Source organism: Trichlorobacter lovleyi (assembly GCF_015239775.1).
In the GTDB taxonomy this organism is placed as follows: domain Bacteria; phylum Desulfobacterota; class Desulfuromonadia; order Geobacterales; family Pseudopelobacteraceae; genus Trichlorobacter; species Trichlorobacter lovleyi_B.
In genome coordinates this window covers 2,650,801-2,668,564 of the sequence record NZ_CP058409.1, presented here as the reverse complement: position 1 = coordinate 2,668,564, position 17,764 = coordinate 2,650,801, and the positions used below count along the sequence as shown (strand labels likewise).

The following is a 17,764-nucleotide window of genomic DNA, read 5'->3' as shown; positions in this document are numbered from 1 at the left end:
GATCAGAACTCGGCATGCCGCGGGGTGCGGGGGAACGGGATCACGTCACGGATGTTTTCCATGCCGGAGAGGTACATGATCAGCCGCTCAAAGCCCAGGCCGAATCCGGCATGGGGGGTGCTGCCCCAGCGACGGGAGTCCAGGTACCACCAGAGCGGCTCCTTGGGGATCTCCAGTTCACCTATCCGTTGTTCAAGGAGATCCAGACGCTCTTCCCGCTGGCTGCCGCCGATGATCTCACCCACCTTGGGTACCAGCAGGTCCATGGCTGCCACGGTCCTGCCATCGTCATTCTGACGCATGTAAAAGGCCTTGATCTGCTTGGGATAGTTCAACACGAAGACCGGCCCACCCACCACCTGTTCCGTCAGGTAGCGTTCATGCTCGGTCTGCAGATCCAATCCCCACTCCACCGGAAAGGTAAAGCTGACCGGAGCCTTCTGCAGGTGGGTAATGGCGTCGCCATAATCCATCCGGGCGAAGTGTGCCTCGGCAACGGCCCGTACCCGCTCCAGCAGGCCTTTTTCAATATGCTGATCAAAGAAGGCCATCTCCTCGGCGCAGTGCGCAAGGCTAAAGTCGCAGAGATAGCGGATAAACTCCTCAGCCAGGTCGGCATCATCTGCCAGATCGCTGAAGGCCATCTCCGGTTCGATCATCCAGAATTCCGAGGCGTGGCGGGCGGTGTTGGAGTTTTCAGCCCGGAAGGTGGGGCCGAAGGTGTAGATGTTGCCAAAGGACTGGGCAAACAGCTCCCCTTCCAGCTGGCCGCTGACGGTCAGGCCGGTCTTCTGACCAAAGAAGTCCTGACTGAAGTCGATGCTGCCCCCTTCATTGCGGGGGGCGCCATTGGGGGGCAGGGTGGTCACCCGGAACAGCTCGCCGGCCCCTTCGCAGTCACTGGCGGTGATGATCGGGGTATGAACGTAGAGGAAGTTGCGCTCTGCAAAAAAACGGTGGATGGCCTGGGCCAACCGCGAGCGCAACCGGAATACGGCGCCAAAGGTGTTGGACCGGGGACGCAGGTGGGCAATGCTGCGCAGGTACTCAAAGCTGTGGCGTTTCTTCTGCAGCGGGTAGTCTGGACCGGCACTGCCCACCACGGTCAATCCGGTCACCTGCAGCTCATACTGCTGGCCGCCGGCAGGGGAGGGAACCAGTCTGCCGCGGGCTTGCAGCGCGGTACCGGTGCCGGTCTTGCACAGGTTGTCAAAATCAGGCACTGCTGCCCGCTCCAGCACCAGCTGGATGCCGGCCAGGTTGGAACCGTCATTCAGGACGATGAAGGCGATGTCGCCGGAGGCCCGTGTTGAGCGTACCCAGCCGGCTACAGTATGGTCGCCGCCTGCTTCAGGCTGTTTCAGAAGGTCTGCGATCAGTGTGCGTTTGGCCATGGGAAACTCCGCCTACTGCCCGATGATTTTTCTGCGTGGTGGCCGCTTGGTTGGCGTCGGTGGCTGAGGAACCTTTGGAGAAGCTGTGGTCCGTTGTTCACGTTGCTTGACCGGTGGCGGTCCGTCCAGCGCCTGCGCCTCCTCCTTGCTCAAGAGGCGGTATTCCCCCGGCTGCAGCCCCCCCAGGGTCAGGTTGCCGTAGCGGATCCGGCGCAGCCGCACCACAAACAGTCCCACTGCCGCGCACATCCGCCGTACCTGACGGTTGCGGCCTTCACGGATGGTGACGGAGAGCCAGTCATTGCTCTGGTCGTTTTTCAGCAGGCGCACTGTCGTGGCGCCGGTGGGGCCGTCTTCCAACTCCACGCCATCGGCCAGTTTTTTGATCTGCTGCGGATCAATCTTGCCCCGTACCCGCACATGGTATTCCTTGTCCACCTGATGACGGGGATGCATCAGCCGGTTGGCCCAGGCACCGTCATTGGTCAACAACAACAGCCCTTCAGAGTTATAGTCCAGCCGCCCCACCGGAAAAAGCCGTTCACCAATATCTTTAACCAGTTCAGTGACCAGTTGCCGTCCCTGAGGGTCCTTCAGCGAGGTGACATAGCCGGCCGGCTTGTGCAGCAGTACATAATAGAACGTTTCAGCCGGCTTGACCGGTTGTCCATCCAGGGCGATCAGGTCTTTGGCCGGGTCCGCCTTGCTGCCCAGTTCGGTCACCACCTGACCGTTGACCGTGATACGCCCGGCCAGGATCATCTCTTCGGCGGCGCGACGGGAGGTGATCCCGGCAGCTGAAATAATTTTTTGCAGACGCTCAATCATGGCGTGTCCTCAGGTTTTTTTGTGTCGGTTTCGCCCGGTATCAGGGCAAGAAATAAGCCTGCTGCAGCTCCATACAGTGCCCCTGACCAGGGGTTGCTTAGCATGGCTCAGCTGCCGCCTCCGGTGCAACGGGAGATCCAGCCGAAGACTCCCCCTGCGAACGCCCCGCCACCAATCAGAATCAGAAATTTAAGCAGTTTTTTGTTCATGGCCCCTCGAACAGAAACAGGGGCGCCGTGGCACCCCTGTTAAGATTATTGGTAAACGGCGCGGGCTCGATTTCAGTTCAAGGATGATCTCGCAGCGGCGAGGAATCCGGCGACGCAGGCGTACACGTCAGTACGTCGAGGAGCCGAAGACGAGCCGCTGATGAGAGCGCCTTGAAATGGAATCGGAGCTACTCGGCCATGCGGGTCATGGCGCGGAACTTTTGGTAGCGGTCCTCAACCAGTTGCTCCGGCGTCATCGCCTTCAGTTCAGCCAGGTGATGGCGGATGGCCGATCCCATGGCCTGGGCAGTGGCCTCGTGGTCACGGTGAGCGCCGCCCACCGGCTCGTGGACGATCTCGTCAATCACACCCAGTTCAATGATATCCTGGGCTGCAGGCTTGAGCGCCTCGGCAGCCTGCTGGCCCTTGGTGCCGTCGGACCAGAGGATGGCAGCGCAGCCTTCCGGCGAGATAACGGCATAGACGGAATGCTCCAGCATCAGCACACGGTTGCCCACGGCAATGGCCAGGGCGCCGCCGGAACCGCCTTCGCCGGTCACGCAGACAATCACCGGTACGGTCAGGCTGGCCATCTCGCGCAGGTTGCGGGCGATCGCCTCGGCCTGTCCCCGTTCTTCAGCACCGATGCCGGGATAGGCACCGGGGGTGTCCACGAAGGTGATGATCGGCAGGTTGAACTGTTCGGCCATCTGGAACAGGCGCAGCGCCTTGCGGTAGCCCTCCGGGTTGGGCATGCCGAAGTTGCGGAAGACCTTCTCCTTGGTGTCGCGTCCCTTCTGGTGCCCCACCACCATCACCGGCTGACCGTCAAAACGGGCCAGACCACCCACGATGGCATGGTCATCGCCGAAGTTGCGGTCGCCGTGCAGCTCGTTGAAATCGGTAAACAGGTGCTGGATGTAATCAAGGGTAAAGGGGCGGTTGATGTGGCGTGCCACCTGGGCCTTCTGCCAGCGGGTCAGGTTGTTGAAGATCTCCTGGCGCTTTTCTTCGACCTTGCCTTCCAGGGCATCAATCTCGGCGGACAGGTCGCCGGCGCCCAGGGCTCGCAACTCCTCGATCTTTTTTTCCAGCTCGGCAATCGGCTTTTCAAACTCCATGTAGACAGTAGCTGCCATCAGAGTACCTCACAAAAAATTAAATTAGAGTATCAGGTAAGGAATGAGGATTTTTTCGTTCTGGGTGCGGCAAGCAAGGACTTACGCGGAGACGTACAGCCGGGTACGTCGCACAAGTAAGGCCGCCGCTTGACGTAGCCAGGGCGGAAAAAGATCATTCATTCGAAGATCGCGGCATTATACCCGACACACCGTTCTACCGCTACCCTAAATTCATCGCTGGCCGCCACTTTAAGATGATCCGGCAGTTTGATGGTGGTCCGGCTGCGGTTGGGGATCTCAAGCTGCAGCAGCACCGGCAGGTTGCCGGGGTGCTTTTCCAGCAGTTCCCTGATCGGTGTCAACTGTTCCGCAGTCAGCTCCAGCAGGCGCAGTGCCAGGCTGACGCGGGTGGTCTGCTGTTCCTGGGCCTCGGACAGCAGCTTGATATCGCCGTTGACGCTGACCTGGTTGGGGAACTTGCGGCCATTACCTTCCTGGGGCTTCATCACCAGCAGTTTGCAGCCCTTTTCACCCTTTTCCAGTTTGCCGGTAAACAGCAGCGGGTCATCGGATTTCAAGAGGGCGGCTGCCGGTACGTACATGTCGGAAAAAACCGTGATCTCGATCTGGCCGGTCAGGTCTTCAATGGTGACAAAGCCCATCCGGTCACCCTTTTTGGTGATGATCTCCTTCAGGGAGGTCACGATCCCGCAGACCCGCACCTCGCAGTTGTCCGGGAACTCCGGCAGACGGGCGATCTCGGCACTGGCCAGACGTTTGATGTCAGAGGCATAACGGTCCAGCGGATGTCCGGTGATCAGGAAGCCCAAGGCCTCCTTTTCATAGCCCAGCTTTTCCTTGTCATGCCATTCTTCGATATCCGGCAGCTTGCGGCCGGAACGGGTGGCGGTGGCGGTGGGCATATCGCCAAACAGGGAGACCTGGGCGCTGTCCCGCTCCTCCTGAAAACGCTGGCCTGCCGAGGCGGCATCATCAAGGGCCGCCATCAGCGGGGCACGATGCTTGTGCAACGAATCAAAGGCACCGCACTTGACCAGTGCCTCCATGACCCGCTTGTTGACCCGGCGCAGGTCCACCCGTTCGCAGAAATCGTAGATATCAGTAAAGGGGCCATCGGCGCGGGCCTCGATAATCGATTCCACCGCACCGCCGCCAACCCCCTTGACCGCGCCCAGGCCGAAGCGCATCGACTTGCCCGACACGGTAAAGGACTGGCCCGAGGTGTTGATATCCGGCGGCAGCACCTCGATCCCCTGTTCACGGCAGTCGCTGATGCTCTTCAGCACCTTGTCGGTGCTGTCCATATCGCAGGAGAGCAGGGCGGCCATGAACTCAACCGGGTAGTGGGCCTTGAGATAGGCGGTCTGGTAGGCGATCAGGGCATAGGCGGCCGAGTGGGATTTGTTGAAGCCGTACTCGGCAAACTTGGCCATCTGGTCGAAGATCGCCTCGGCCTTCTTGATGTCCAGCCCCTGGGCCTTGGCCCCTTCCAGGAACGGTTCCTTTTCCTTGGCCATAACCGCCGGGTCTTTCTTACCCATGGCGCGGCGCAGCAGGTCGGCCCGTCCCAGGGAGTAGCCTGCCAGGGAACGGGAGATCTGCATGACCTGCTCCTGGTAGACAATGACCCCGTAGGTGTCCTTCAGGATCGGCTCCAGCTGGGGCAGGTCGTAGACCACCTTCTGGCGGCCATGCTTACGCTCGATGAACTCGTCCACCATGCCGCAGCCAAGCGGGCCGGGACGGTAGAGGGCGCAGGCCGCGATCACGTCTTCAAAACAGGAGGGCTTCAGCTTGACCAGCATCTCCTTCATGCCGCTGGATTCAAGCTGGAAGATGCCGGTGGTGTTGCCGGCCGTGATCAGGTCGTAGCTGGCCTGGTCATCATCCCGCAGGCGGGTGATGTCGAAGTCAGGGTTCTGGCCTTCCCGGATCATCCGCACCGCGTTCTGGATTACGGTCAGGTTCTTTAAGCCCAGGAAGTCGAACTTGACCAGCCCCACCATCTCGACATACTTCATGGAATACTGGGTGTTGATGCCGCCGGTCTTCTGATCCTTGTAGACCGGCAGGTACTCTTCCAGCTGGTTCGGCGCCACCACCACCCCGGCGGCATGGGTGCCGGCGTGGCGGGCCAGCCCTTCCAGGCAGTTGGCGGTCTCCAGCAGCTGGGCCACCTTGGGGTCGGCGGCAGCCATCTCCTTCAGTTGCGGTTCCTGCTTGATCGCCTTTTCAATGGTCATCTTCAGGTCGTCGGGGATCAGCTTGGCGATCTTGTCCACATCGCCATAGGCCATATCCAGGGCGCGCCCTACATCCCGCACCACCGCCTTGGCCTTCATGGTTCCAAAGGTGATGATCTGGCAGACCCGCTCACGGCCGTACTTCTGCACCACGTACTCGATCACCTTTTCCCGCTGGTCCTGGCAGAAGTCCACGTCGATATCAGGCATGGAGATCCGTTCCGGGTTCAGGAAACGCTCAAACAGCAGGTTGTAGGGCAGCGGGTCAAGGTCGGTAATCTTGATGGCATAGGCCACCAGCGAACCGGCAGCCGAGCCCCGGCCCGGTCCCACCGGAATCCCCTGGCGCTTGGCCCAGTTGATGAAGTCCGCCACGATCAGGAAATAGGCCGGGAACTTCATCTGGCGGATACAGTCCAGCTCAATCCGCAAGCGGTCATGGTAGGCCTGGACCTGTTCCTCGGTCATGTCCGGGTATTTGGCCCGGATGGTGATCAGACGCTCGGCAAGGCCGGAGATGGCCTGCTCCTCCAGCATGTCGTCGTGGGTCTTGCCTTCCGGCGGTTCAAAGTGCGGGAAGTAGTACTCCTTCTCCAACGGCAGTTCCAGGTTGCAGCGCTCGGCAATCGCCACGGTGTTGGCAACCGCCTCCGGGGCATAGTGAAAGGCCGCCACCATCTCGTCCGGGGTCTTGACGTAGAACTCATCGGCCGAGAACTTCATATGGGTCGGGTCGGACATGGTCTTGCCGGTCTGGATGCAGAGCAGCACCTCATGGGCCTTGGCATCTTCGCGGTTCAGGTAGTGGCAGTCGTTGGTGGCCACCAACGGCAGGTTCAGCTCTCTGGCCACCTCCAGCAGGCGCTGGTTGACCACGTCCTGCTCCGCCAGGGTGTTTTCCTGGATCTCGATGTAATAGCGGTCCGGGAAGAGCTGACTGTACCAGCGGGCGGTCTCCAGCGCATCTTCCATCCTGTTGCGGCCGCACTGCATCGCCACCTCGCCCTTCAGGCAGGCCGACAGGGCGATCAGTCCTTCACTGTGCTGTTCCAGCAGGGCGCGGTCGATCCGGGGCCGGTAGTAGAAGCCCTCCTTGTAGCCGGCAGAGGTCAGGTAGGAGAGGTTCTTGTAGCCTTCAAGGTTTTCGCAGAGCAGGATCAGGTGATAGGCGGCATCGGAAATCCCCTTGGAATCCTTTGAAAAACGGGAGTCAGGGGCGATATACAGCTCACAGCCGATGATCGGTTTGATCCCGGCCTTCTTGCATTTCAGGTAAAACTCCACCGCACCGAACATGTTGCCGTGGTCGGTGATGGCCAGGGCAGGCATCTGGTACTGTTTGGCCTTGCTAACCAGGTCTTCAATCCTGATTGCGCCGTCCAAAAGCGAGTATTGGGAATGCAGGTGCAGGTGAACAAAGGGGGTAACAGGACTATTTTCAGGCATTTCCATGGGGGCTGCCTCCCTACGTAGCTGTGAGGGAAGAAGTATGCCTTATAGCAAGATATGGTGTCAATGTCGGGGTTTTGACGCAAGATGTTGATGCGATCCACACAGCATGAGAAAAGATAGCCAGCTGCTTTGTCATCCCGGCAATCAGCTGGTATATAGAGTGCCAGAGAGTCAAATTATATCCACTGTTTGTTTTTGTCCTGCAATGGCTGATGGTTTAAAACCAATCTAAGATAAGTGAGAATCCGATGAACATTCAGGCCAATAGTAAGAGAGTCTGCTGGCTGACAGCGGCCGCACTGGTAATCTTTGCAATCAAAGCACATGCTGCCAACGACTATATTGTTGCGCCGAGTGGTGGCGACATAACCGGGGCGGCGCTTTCGGCGCAATTGGCAAACGGTAACGTAACGCTGCAGAGCAGCCAGGGCAAGAATAGTGGGTCAGGCAATGTGGTCATCAACGATATTGTGACCTGGGCTGCCAACAGCATATTGGCTCTGGAAGCCTCGAACAACGTCATTATCAACACAGAGATCTCCGCCAGCGGCGCTGGAGCCGGCTTAACAATCAGTCCGGCAACGGCAAATGGCAGCGAATCAGCGACAGCTACCGGCCTGTACCGTCTTAACGGCGCATCCGTCACCCTCTCCGGCAGCGCACCGGCACTGAAGATTGCAGGGATTACGTATGCTGTCGTCAACAGCCTCGGTGCGGCAACGGATGCCGTTACACCGCCAACAACGCCAACCTTGCAGGGCATGGCGGCAACCGCAAACCTGGCAAAGAATTTCGCGCTCGGCAGCGATATCGATGCTACGGCGACTAGCAGCTGGAACTCAGGCGCGGGGTTTGCCCCGATTGGTGTGCGCGGCGATAATCCACAATCGCCTGCCACAAGTCCGTTTGCCGGAAATTTTGATGGATTGGGGCACACGATCAAGAATGTTTCCATTCAGCTGGCTAGCAGAAAGCTGGGGGTCGGTTTATTCGGTGCCACGGCGAGTGGAGCTGTGATCCGGAACGTGAAGCTGGTCGATGCGCAGATCACGGGTAATTATCGTGTTGGTGGCCTTGCAGGCGAGAATAACGGACTGATCAGTCAGTGCTATGCAAAGGCTGATGTGACTGGCGGTAATAATACTGCCGGTCTGGTTGGTTACAATACCGCATTAGGCACGGTTGAAAACAGTTATACCGCTGGTTCGGTGACCACATTGGATGGGCAGAATGTCGGCGCTTTGGCGGGAGCCAGTTCGGGGGTAATCCGCAATAGCTATGCAATAGGCACTGTGAGTGGCAAAGGCACTAATGTCGGCGGGCTGGTAGGTTCCAATGGGGATATACTTAATACGGGCCCCAGGCAGATCGTAAGCTGTTACGCCACAGGAGCTGTTGCGGGGACGTCGAGTGTGGGCGGACTTGTCGGGGTCAACATCGGCGGCACAATCAGTACCAGTTACTGGAACAGCACAACATCCGGCCAATCTGCGTCAGACGGCGGTACAGGACTGACCACGGCACAGATGCAGAGTCAGGCAAGCTTTACCGGCTTTGATTTCACCAATACCTGGATCATCCTGGAGGGGGTGACCTTTCCGCTGCTTTGGTTTGAATATTCCACCACGATCTACAATGTGCTCCAGTTGCAGTTGATGGCAACAAATCTGAATGCGAACTACAGGCTTGGTGCCGATATTGATGCTGCGGTGACCGGAACCGGTCAAGGCATCTGGGGGGCCTCAGGCTTTGTGCCGGTCGGCAGTGCAACAACACCCTTTACCGGAACGTTAAACGGCAACGGCTATGCCATCAGGCAGCTCACGATCAATGCCCAGGGAAACGATAACGTTGGCCTGTTCGGTTACACGGGGGCGGCCTCTGCGATCAGCAGGGTCGGCATGAGCGCCAGTACGGTAACCGGCCGGAACAGTGTCGGCTCACTGGCTGGCAACAATAACGGCACCATAAGCAACTGTTATGCTGAACAGTCAAATGTTACCGGCAATGGGGACGGAAGCAGCGGCAGCGGCGGGCTTGTCGGCTCCAACAGCGGCACGATCAGCAGCAGCCATGCCTCCGGCAGCGTTACCGGCATTGATGACGTGGGCGGCTTTGTCGGCGTCAACACAGGGCAGATCAACGCCAGCTACGCGTTGGCACGTGTGACAAACAACACGAACCAGGCAGGCGGCCTGGTCGGGACCAATGAACTTGCGGGGAGTATCAGTGCCAGCTATGCCGGCGGCCAGGTGGGCGACGTCGGTGTAACCGGCGAAATGGGTGGATTGGCAGGGCTTAACAGCGGCAGCATCAGTTACAGCAACGCACTGGGCAGGACAGATTGCGGTAATAATTCCTCCTGCGGCGGTCTGGTGGGTAACAACAACGGTACGGTCAGCAACTGCTATGCCACTGGCGGTGCCAACGGGAGTGGTGCCAATGCCGGTGGTCTTGCAGGTACCAACAACGGCACGGTCAGCAACGTCTATGCCACCGGCAGTGTGGCCGGAAAAGCGAATACCGGGGGCTTGGTGGGGAGCAACAAGGGTACCATCAGTAACGGCTACTGGAACAGCAGTCTCAGTGCGAACGGGGTCGGCAGCGGCACAGCGGCGGGAGCTATGGGGCTGACAGCGGCACAGATGCTGGTTTCATCCAGTTTCCCCAACTTCGTTTTAACCACAACACCGGGTGCGCAGGGCTGGGTTGTGGTCAATACCGACGGCAGTTTGCAGGCATCGGCCAGCAGCGCGGCGGCAGCGACCTCACCGATGCTGGCGACTGAATATTCAACCACGGTCATCAATGCACACCAGCTCCAACTGATGCTGATGAACCTGGGGGCAAGCTACAGTCTGGGGGCGGATATTGCTGCTGAAGGTACCGCCAGCGGCAGAGAGGTCTGGGGGACGCTGGGTTTTGTGCCGGTGGGGAGTGCTGCCGCCCCCTACAGCGGCGTTTTTGATGGCCAACAGCATAAAGTCAGCGGGCTTTCGATCAATCGCTGGGACAATAATGTTGGCTTGCTCGGCTACACAAACAAGGCGGCAATACGTAACGTCGGGCTTTCAGGAAGCCGCATACGTGGAAACACCAATGTCGGTGGAATAGTGGGGTACAACAACGCAAGCACGATCAGCAACAGCTATGCAACAGCATTTGTCAGTGGCGAGGTTATCGGACAACCAGGGTGTGGAGACAATATCGGTGGATTGGTCGGGTACAACAACAATAGCTCCGTCAGCACTTGCTCTGCTGACGGCAGTACCTATGGATATAGATATGTCGGTGGAATAGTGGGATACAACAACGCTGGCACCATCAGCAACAGCCATGCATCGACCAAGGTGAATGCAAGGGGTGGAAGAGCAGGAGGGGTAATTGGAGAAAGTAATGTGGGTACGATCACCAACTGTTATGCCAGGGGAATGGTACTGGCAAACAAGATGGTTGCTACCGGTGGTTTGGTAGGGTGGTGCTTAAACTGCTTAACCACAGGCTGTTACTGGGATACTACCACCTCCGGCCAGTCGAGCAGTGCTGGTGGCGGTACCGGCCTGAGCGACGCGCAGATGCAACAGCAATCCAGCTTTTCCGGCTGGGACTTTACCAATATCTGGCAGATGCAGACCTATCCAGCATTACGCGACATGCCGGCTGGCTATACACCATAAGCATACCCCGTACTGGAAAACCCGTGATAGCGACAAAACGATCAAGGAGAAGGTCATGCATCTCCGTATAACAACTAAAAACCACCTCTGGCTTGTTATTATTTCGTTGATTCTCTGGGCTGCTATGGCACATGCGGCCAATGATTTCGTAGTTGCTCCTGTCGGTGGCGACATCACTGGTGCGGACCTTTCGGCCCGACTGGCGGCTGGAAGTGTGACCTTGCAAAGCAGCCAGGGCAAGAACGCTGGGTCCGGCAATGTGATCATCAGTGACACCGTGACCTGGAATGCCAACAGTACACTGACGCTGACAGCATCAAACAATGTCAGTATCAATGCCGGTATCGTCGCCACCGGAGCTACAGCAGGGCTGACGATCAGTCCAAACACAGCTAACGGCAGTGAGCAACCGAGCGGTTCTGGGAGCTATATACTTGCAGTGCCCGCAATAACCCTCTCAGGCGCAACCCCTGCGTTAAGTATCTCTGGTACCCGCTATACCGTGATCAATAGTCTTGGATCGGCAGCTGATGCCCAGGCACCACCTTTCATTCCAACACTGCAGGGGATGGCGGCGACAGCCAATCTGTCCGGCAACTATGCACTAGGCAGCGATATTGATGCCACGGCAACGGCCGCATGGGGATCCAATGCAGGCTTTATACCGATCGGCACTAGTACTAATCCGTTTATGGGTACCTTCGACGGTTTGGGACACCGTATCAGAAACATTACCATCAACTTGCCGACAGACTATGTCCAGTCAGGCACAAATAACTATGTCGGACTATTTGGCGTTGTCGGCAATGGTATGCGAAACGTGGGGTTCATCAGAAATATCGGGCTGTCCGGGGGGAGCATCAGAGGCAACCTGTATGTTGGCGGCCTGGTCGGGGACAACAACGGAACGATCAGCAACAGCTTTACCTCGATCGCCGTGACAGGCGGGGGGTATGATGTCGGAGGACTGGCTGGAAGTAATTCCGGTACAATCACCACCAGTTTTGCCATGGGCAACGTCTCGGCTACAGTCGTTCAGGCGAACGGCATGGCCGCAACGGCCGTAGGCGGGTTGGTAGGAGAAAATTACGGTATGATTACCAACAGCTATGCTACGGGTACAGTCCTGTCGAGCGGGAACAATGTTGGTGGTCTTGTTGGTTCGGCAAAAGATTACACCGAGATCAGCAACTGCTATGCCATCGGCGCTGTCCAGGGGAACAACGGCGTCGGTGGCCTTGTGGGGCAAATGTATGCCAGCGATTCATCCAGTGCTGTCACTATCACCCAAAGTTACGCCACCGGCGTGGTTACCGGCAGTATCAATACCGGAGGTTTGGCGGGAATCATCTGGACTGACAACGGCAGCGGCGGCAACAGTATTACCAGCAGTTACTCCGTCAGCCTGGTGAACAGCAAGGGTAAAAACGTCGGTGGGCTGGTCGGATATGCAGAGCCGGGCAGTAACATAATCACCAGCTACTGGAATGTCAGTACCTCAGGCCAGACGGCTTCCGCCGGGGGCACAGGACTGACCAGCAGCCAGATGAAAAGCGTTTCCAGTTTGGCTGGGTTTTCTTTTGCGACCACCCCCGGTGCATCCGGTTGGGTAATTGTGAACACGGATAACAGTCTGAACAACGCCGGAGGAGTAACGGGGGCTACATACCCGCTGCTGGCCTCGGAATACTCAGCCGTGGTGCATAACGCCCACCAATTCCAATTACTGGTGATGACCCCCGGGGTGCCGTATCTGTTTGATGTCGACCCGGGCGCAAAAATGACAAGCGTGAACAGTTATTCAGGCTTGAATATCAGTTTTACCACCACTCCAGGTGCAGCCGGCTGGGTCATAATCGATCAGGACGGCACGATGAATAATGCCAACGGAGCACCCGGTGTTACCCTGCCGATAGCCGCCTCGCAATACACCACAGCCATCACCACGATTCGCCAGTTGCAACTGATGGCAATGGCTCCTGCCGCACATTATACGCTAGGTGCAACCATAGACGCCTCAGCCACCGGAAACGGTTCGGATGTCTGGGGCACAGGGGGATTCGCCCCAGTCGGCAATAGCAATACACCATTCTCTGGTAGTTTTGATGGACAGGGCTATACCATCGCAAACTTGGTCATTAACCAGCCTACGGTCAGTTCTGTCGGCCTGTTTGGAACCACATCGCCAGCCTCCTCCATCAAAAATGTGGGACTGATCGGCAGCAATGTCAGCGGTTCCAGCAATGTTGGAGGGATGGTGGGATACCTCAACGGGGGGGCGCTCAACAACTGTTTCTTCACCGGCAATGTCCGGGGCGGCGGCAATACCGTGGGTGGACTGGCTGGCGCCAGTACGGGTGCCATCAGTTTGAGTTATGCTACGGGAAGTGTAAGCGGTGCCGGTAGCGGTGTCGGAGGGCTTGTTGGCAACAACGGCAGTAAGGGAACCATAAACAACTGTTATGCAACCGGTATGGTACGCGGAGGTTCTAATGTAGGCGGCTTGGTCGGGGCGAACGTTCAGGGAGCTGCGGTTGCCAGCAGTTACGCTGCTGGTAATGTAACCGGCTCCGGCTCTGCAGTCGGTGGACTGGTCGGTGGAAACCAGGGAACGGTCAACAACAGTTACTGGAACATACCAGCATCCGGGCAGACGGCTTCAGCCGGCGGGCAGGGGCTGAATGGCGCGGATATGCTGGTAACCGGCAATTTCATCGGGTTTGATTTCAAAACACCAGTGTGGGTTATCGTGGATAACGACGGTACGCTGAATAATGCGAATGGCGCTTATGGAGCAACCTACCCGATGCTGGCAAGCGAATACTCCACCACAATCGGCACGGCGCATCAGTTGCAACTTATGGCGCTGAATCCTGCTGCCGCCTATACGTTGAATACGGATGTTGATGCAAACGGCACATCCGGCAGTGGCGATGTCTGGGGTAGTTCCGGCTTTGCGCCGGTGGCTAGCTATTCAGTGCCGTTTTCCGGCAGCTTTAACGGCCAGGGGCACAGCATTAACAATTTGATCAGCAGGCAACGAACGCTCAATCGTGTCGGTCTGTTCGGTGTTGTTGGTGCAAATGCCACGGTACAGAACACGACGCTCAAGAGCGGCATGGTAAGCGGATACGGCAGTGTTGGCGCATTGGCCGGCATCAACTACGGCACCATCACCAGTTGTGCAAGTTCAACAACGGTGCAAGGCCTTGGGGGAGGCTTTATCGGCGGTATGCTCGGCAGTAATAACGGGACTGTCAACAACAGCCAGACCAGCGGCCCCGTAAGCGGCACAGGCGGTTTCAGGGGGGGCTTTGCCGGTGTGAACAACGGAACGATCAGCGCTTGTTCCGCCAGCGGTACCGTGACAGGACGTGGCGGCTACTCAGGTCAACTGGTCGGCATCAACAACGGGATCACCAAGTAGCGCTCTTTTGTTTGACCTGAAAATGATGCCGGCGTCTCTGTTTCTCTCTGCTGTTCAACTGAGACTTGAAAAACCTACCGATTTTGTCATTATGGGCCTGTTTTTTACCGTCCATCCGGAGCAGCAGGCGCTGAACGCTTCCTTGGCCATCCGAAGGGAAACCACGGCATGCATCAATCTTCTTTCGATAACATGGAGGCTTGCATAAAGCGGCATATTTTGCCGGACAGGGTACTGGCCGGGCGGCCAATCCTCAGGGTGCTGGATGTGGGCGGGGCGGAAATCAACGGCTCATACCGGCCGCTTTTTGCCTCAACGCTTGCTGCTGCCACCCGATGCGAATATCTGGTTAGCGATATTGCCGGCGATACACGGCTCAATGCCGTGCAGGCAGACCCGTACCAGCTTCCGTTTCATGACGGCGGCTTTGATGTCGTGATCTCAGGGCAAACCTTTGAACATTGTGAATTTTTCTGGCTGCTCTTCAAGGAGATGGCCAGGGTGTGCAGTCCTGAAGGGGTTATTATCCTTATTGCACCATCGGCAGGGGCCATCCATCGCTACCCGGTGGATTGTTACCGGTTTCTGCCCGACAGCTGCCAGGCACTGGCGCGATATGCCGGGCTTGAACTGGTGGAATCGTGGCGTGATGAGCGTGGTCCGTTTTACAACGTCGTGGGGGTTTTCCGTTCAAAGGAGTGGCGCCGGCCGGTTGCAGAGGCTGCATTGCCGGTTGTTCAAGAATATGACGCCTTTACTCCGCACCCGGATGCCGCCTATGAGGTGATGCGGGGGGCCGCGCCCACCAGTGACTTCCTCCAGTATCTCCACCAGGTCCTGGAACCCCGCTTTTATCTGGAGATCGGTGTCTTCATGGGGGCGAGTCTGCAGCTTGCCAACTGCCCGGCCCTCGGTATCGACCCGGCACCTTGTATGGGGCCAGATAATCCGCTGTGGGAAAAAATTGTCGTTGCAACCAGTGACGACTATTTTTTTGATGAATCCAATCGGGCCTACCAGGGTATGCTTGATCTGGTCTATATCGACGGCATGCACCTGATTGAAAATGTTATCAAGGATTTCATCAATATTGAGGCGCGCAGCCATCCCGGCACCATCATTGTGCTGGATGACATCTATCCCAATCATCCAGTTCAGGCTCGTAGAGAGCGTGAAACCCTGGCTTGGACCGGCGATGTCTGGAAGATCGTGCAGATATTGCGGGATGTGCGTCCGGATCTGGAACTGATCCCGGTGGATACATACCCTGCCGGGACACTCATTGTGCTCGGAGCTGATGCCGGGAATCAGAATTTTAGTAAAGGCTTTGATTTTATTGTTGATAGCTGGCAGAAGCCGCAGGACCCGCCACAGGACGTGCTGCAGAGGAAAGGGGCCCTGCATCCAAGCGACCCGGTTATTGGCCAGCTCCTGTCACGGGTGAAGACGGTTCGTTGCCATGCCGCTGTACCGGCGGATATGCAGCCGGTAAGAACCTTCTACCATGACAGCCTCCCCAGGATGCTGGGTAATCTCCTATGAAACCACGCCTCTCGATCGTTATCGTCTGCTGGAACATCCTGCGTGAACTGCCGCGTACCCTCTACTCGCTCTCTCCCCGGTTCCAGTTGGGGCTGCAGCGGGACGAGTATGAAGTCATCGTGATCGACAACGGCTCAGGCAGCATGCCCGATTTAGCCGGCCTGCACAGTCTGGGAATCGATCTGCAGATCTATCGCATTGACAAGCCGTCTCCATCCCCGGCCCGCGCCATTAACATGGGGCTTAATCTGTCCACAGGCAAATATGTCGGCGTCTTTATCGACGGGGCACGCATGGCGTCACCCGGCCTGCTGTTCCGCGCCAGGGAGGCGCTCGGCATGCACCCGCGTGCCATTGTCGGCAGCCGTGGCAGGTATCTGGGGCCACGGGTGCAGCGGGAAAGTATCCTGCTGGACGGATATTGTGCCGATGTCGAAGATCTGATGCTCGACAGCATCCAGTGGCAGACAAACGGCTACAGGCTTTTTGATGTCTCGGTCTTTGATGAGTCATCCGGACCGACCTGGTTTGATCCGATCTGTGAAAGCAACGGCCTTTTCATGTCGCGGACGTTATGGGCTGAACTGGGAGGCTATGACGAGCGTTTTCAGGAGCCGGGCGGGGGGCTGGTAAACCTTGATACCTGGGTACGGGCGTGTGCACTCCCGGACATAGCACCGGTCATACTGCTCGGCGAGGCCACCTTTCATCAGGTTCATGGCGGGGTCATGACCAATCAGGGCTCAGTCGAGAAATTTGAGGAACTGCAACAGGAGTATCTGCGGATCAGGGGCAAGAAATTTGAACGGCCGGCGATCTTTCCGTCCTTCCTGGGCAACTTTGTTGCCACGCCGCATCCCTGCGAGTTGAGCGCAGCTTTGTACGACTATGATGTCTTTGCCCAAAACCTGGAACTGGCGAAGCAACGGGAGGCATTACAGCATGAACTGGACGGTGCCAAACTGAGGAACCGCCTGCTCAAGGCTGAACATCTGTATCTGCTGAAAAACACCCTCAGATGCTCCACCCAGGAGGTGGCGGCGGCCAAGGGACGGATCCTCCTGCATATCGGGCATTTCAAGACCGGGACCAAATCGATCCAGAGATTCCTGCGTGATGAGGTCGGTGCCCCGGTTTTTCCGGTGGGGAAGTGGTTGGAGAATGTGCACCTTGAATTGTCCGCCTACTGCCTGCGTGAGCCGGTACAGCGGGAGCTGTGCCGGTCGGCCATGTTCAAGGTCGTGCTGGGGCGTGACGGGGCAGATTTGCAGCTACTTAGGCAGGAGGTGTACCAAACGGTGCGTGCCCAGGTGGAATCGGCTCTGCCGCAGCTTATCTATTCGAACGAGGCGCTGTCTCTGCTGCGGGAAGTATCCGAACTGGATGCGCTGTTTGAGCTATTTGACGGACGCGAGGTTGACGTTGTGATCTACCGGCGTAATCCAGCCGACTTCCTGGCCTCCTATGAGCTGACGCTCCGGCATCTGGGGTTTGTATTTGACGACGATGCTGACTCAATGACCAATCTGCGGGAGGATTCCTGGCTGCTGGATTTTGATGCGCGTGCCGACTTGTGGCGCAGGCGGGCGGCATCGGTGACGGTGATTGACTACGACATCCAGGTTGCACAGTCTGGAACTGTTATCCCTTCGTTTGCTGCGCTTGCCGACGTGAAGCCTGCAAGGGATTATCGCGAGAATGTCACTGCAGAATGGCTTGCCAAACTGCAATAATGTCAGAATGGTCAAACAGGGGCTGGACTGGAATAGCTGATGGCACTTTACTGTGCTCCTAGCACCGTCTGCACCTGCGCTTCGTGACATACGGGGACTGTTTCCGGGGTTGCTCTG

The 17,764-nt window shown here is 57.6% G+C and carries 9 protein-coding genes; 5 read left to right on the top strand and 4 right to left on the bottom strand.

Going from position 1 to position 17,764, the window contains the following annotated elements; genetic code table 11:
• Positions 1–2: 2 nt before the first annotated feature.
• From asnS to dnaE, 4 genes are all read right to left on the bottom strand, one after another.
• Complete coding sequence (gene asnS, locus FY034_RS12270) at positions 3–1,394, bottom strand: asparagine--tRNA ligase (RefSeq protein WP_265550943.1); 1,392 nt, start codon at positions 1,392–1,394, stop codon at positions 3–5.
• 12 nt (positions 1,395–1,406) lie between these two features.
• A complete protein-coding gene (locus FY034_RS12265) occupies positions 1,407–2,222 on the bottom strand; it encodes a pseudouridine synthase (protein WP_265550941.1) in 816 nt (271 codons plus the stop codon).
• 397 nt (positions 2,223–2,619) lie between these two features.
• Complete coding sequence (locus FY034_RS12260; RefSeq protein WP_265550938.1) at positions 2,620–3,570, bottom strand: acetyl-CoA carboxylase carboxyltransferase subunit alpha; 951 nt, start codon at positions 3,568–3,570, stop codon at positions 2,620–2,622.
• 158 nt (positions 3,571–3,728) lie between these two features.
• A complete protein-coding gene (gene dnaE / locus FY034_RS12255) occupies positions 3,729–7,268 on the bottom strand; it encodes a DNA polymerase III subunit alpha (protein WP_265550936.1) in 3,540 nt (1,179 codons plus the stop codon).
• A gap of 248 nt (positions 7,269–7,516) precedes the next feature.
• On the opposite strand from dnaE, the gene FY034_RS12250 reads away from it, so the two are divergent.
• Genes FY034_RS12250 through FY034_RS12230 form a run of 5 tightly spaced genes read left to right on the top strand, consistent with a single transcriptional unit; the run spans position 7,517 to position 17,647 of the window.
• On the top strand, positions 7,517–10,945 hold the full coding sequence (locus FY034_RS12250; protein ID WP_265550934.1) for a beta strand repeat-containing protein: 3,429 nt from the start codon (positions 7,517–7,519) through the stop codon (positions 10,943–10,945).
• 55 nt (positions 10,946–11,000) lie between these two features.
• Positions 11,001–14,372, top strand: coding sequence for a beta strand repeat-containing protein (locus FY034_RS12245; RefSeq protein ID WP_265550932.1), 3,372 nt, complete (start codon positions 11,001–11,003; stop codon positions 14,370–14,372).
• Positions 14,373–14,379: 7 nt separating this feature from the next.
• Complete coding sequence (locus tag FY034_RS12240) at positions 14,380–14,580, top strand: hypothetical protein (RefSeq protein WP_265550930.1); 201 nt, start codon at positions 14,380–14,382, stop codon at positions 14,578–14,580.
• 11 nt (positions 14,581–14,591) lie between these two features.
• The gene (locus tag FY034_RS12235) at positions 14,592–15,914 is read left to right on the top strand and encodes a methyltransferase domain-containing protein (RefSeq protein ID WP_265550928.1); all 1,323 of its coding nucleotides are present in this window, start codon (positions 14,592–14,594) and stop codon (positions 15,912–15,914) included.
• Positions 15,911–17,647 carry a glycosyltransferase family 2 protein gene (locus FY034_RS12230; protein ID WP_265550926.1) on the top strand — a complete coding sequence of 579 codons (1,737 nt, stop codon included), beginning with the start codon at positions 15,911–15,913 and terminating at the stop codon, positions 17,645–17,647. The genes FY034_RS12235 and FY034_RS12230 overlap by 4 nt, the downstream gene beginning before the upstream one ends.
• The last annotated feature ends 117 nt before the right edge of the window (positions 17,648–17,764 follow it).

Bases quoted from the DNA above. Each gene is read 5' to 3' on its own strand.
- asnS (WP_265550943.1), bottom strand. From the start codon at position 1,394: ATGGCCAAACGCACACTGATCGCAGACCTTCTGAAACAGCCTGAAGCA.
- FY034_RS12265 (WP_265550941.1), bottom strand. From the start codon at position 2,222: ATGATTGAGCGTCTGCAAAAAATTATTTCAGCTGCCGGGATCACCTCC.
- FY034_RS12260 (WP_265550938.1), bottom strand. From the start codon at position 3,570: ATGGCAGCTACTGTCTACATGGAGTTTGAAAAGCCGATTGCCGAGCTG.
- dnaE (WP_265550936.1), bottom strand. From the start codon at position 7,268: ATGGAAATGCCTGAAAATAGTCCTGTTACCCCCTTTGTTCACCTGCAC.
- FY034_RS12250 (WP_265550934.1), top strand. From the start codon at position 7,517: ATGAACATTCAGGCCAATAGTAAGAGAGTCTGCTGGCTGACAGCGGCC.
- FY034_RS12245 (WP_265550932.1), top strand. From the start codon at position 11,001: ATGCATCTCCGTATAACAACTAAAAACCACCTCTGGCTTGTTATTATT.
- FY034_RS12230 (WP_265550926.1), top strand. From the start codon at position 15,911: ATGAAACCACGCCTCTCGATCGTTATCGTCTGCTGGAACATCCTGCGT.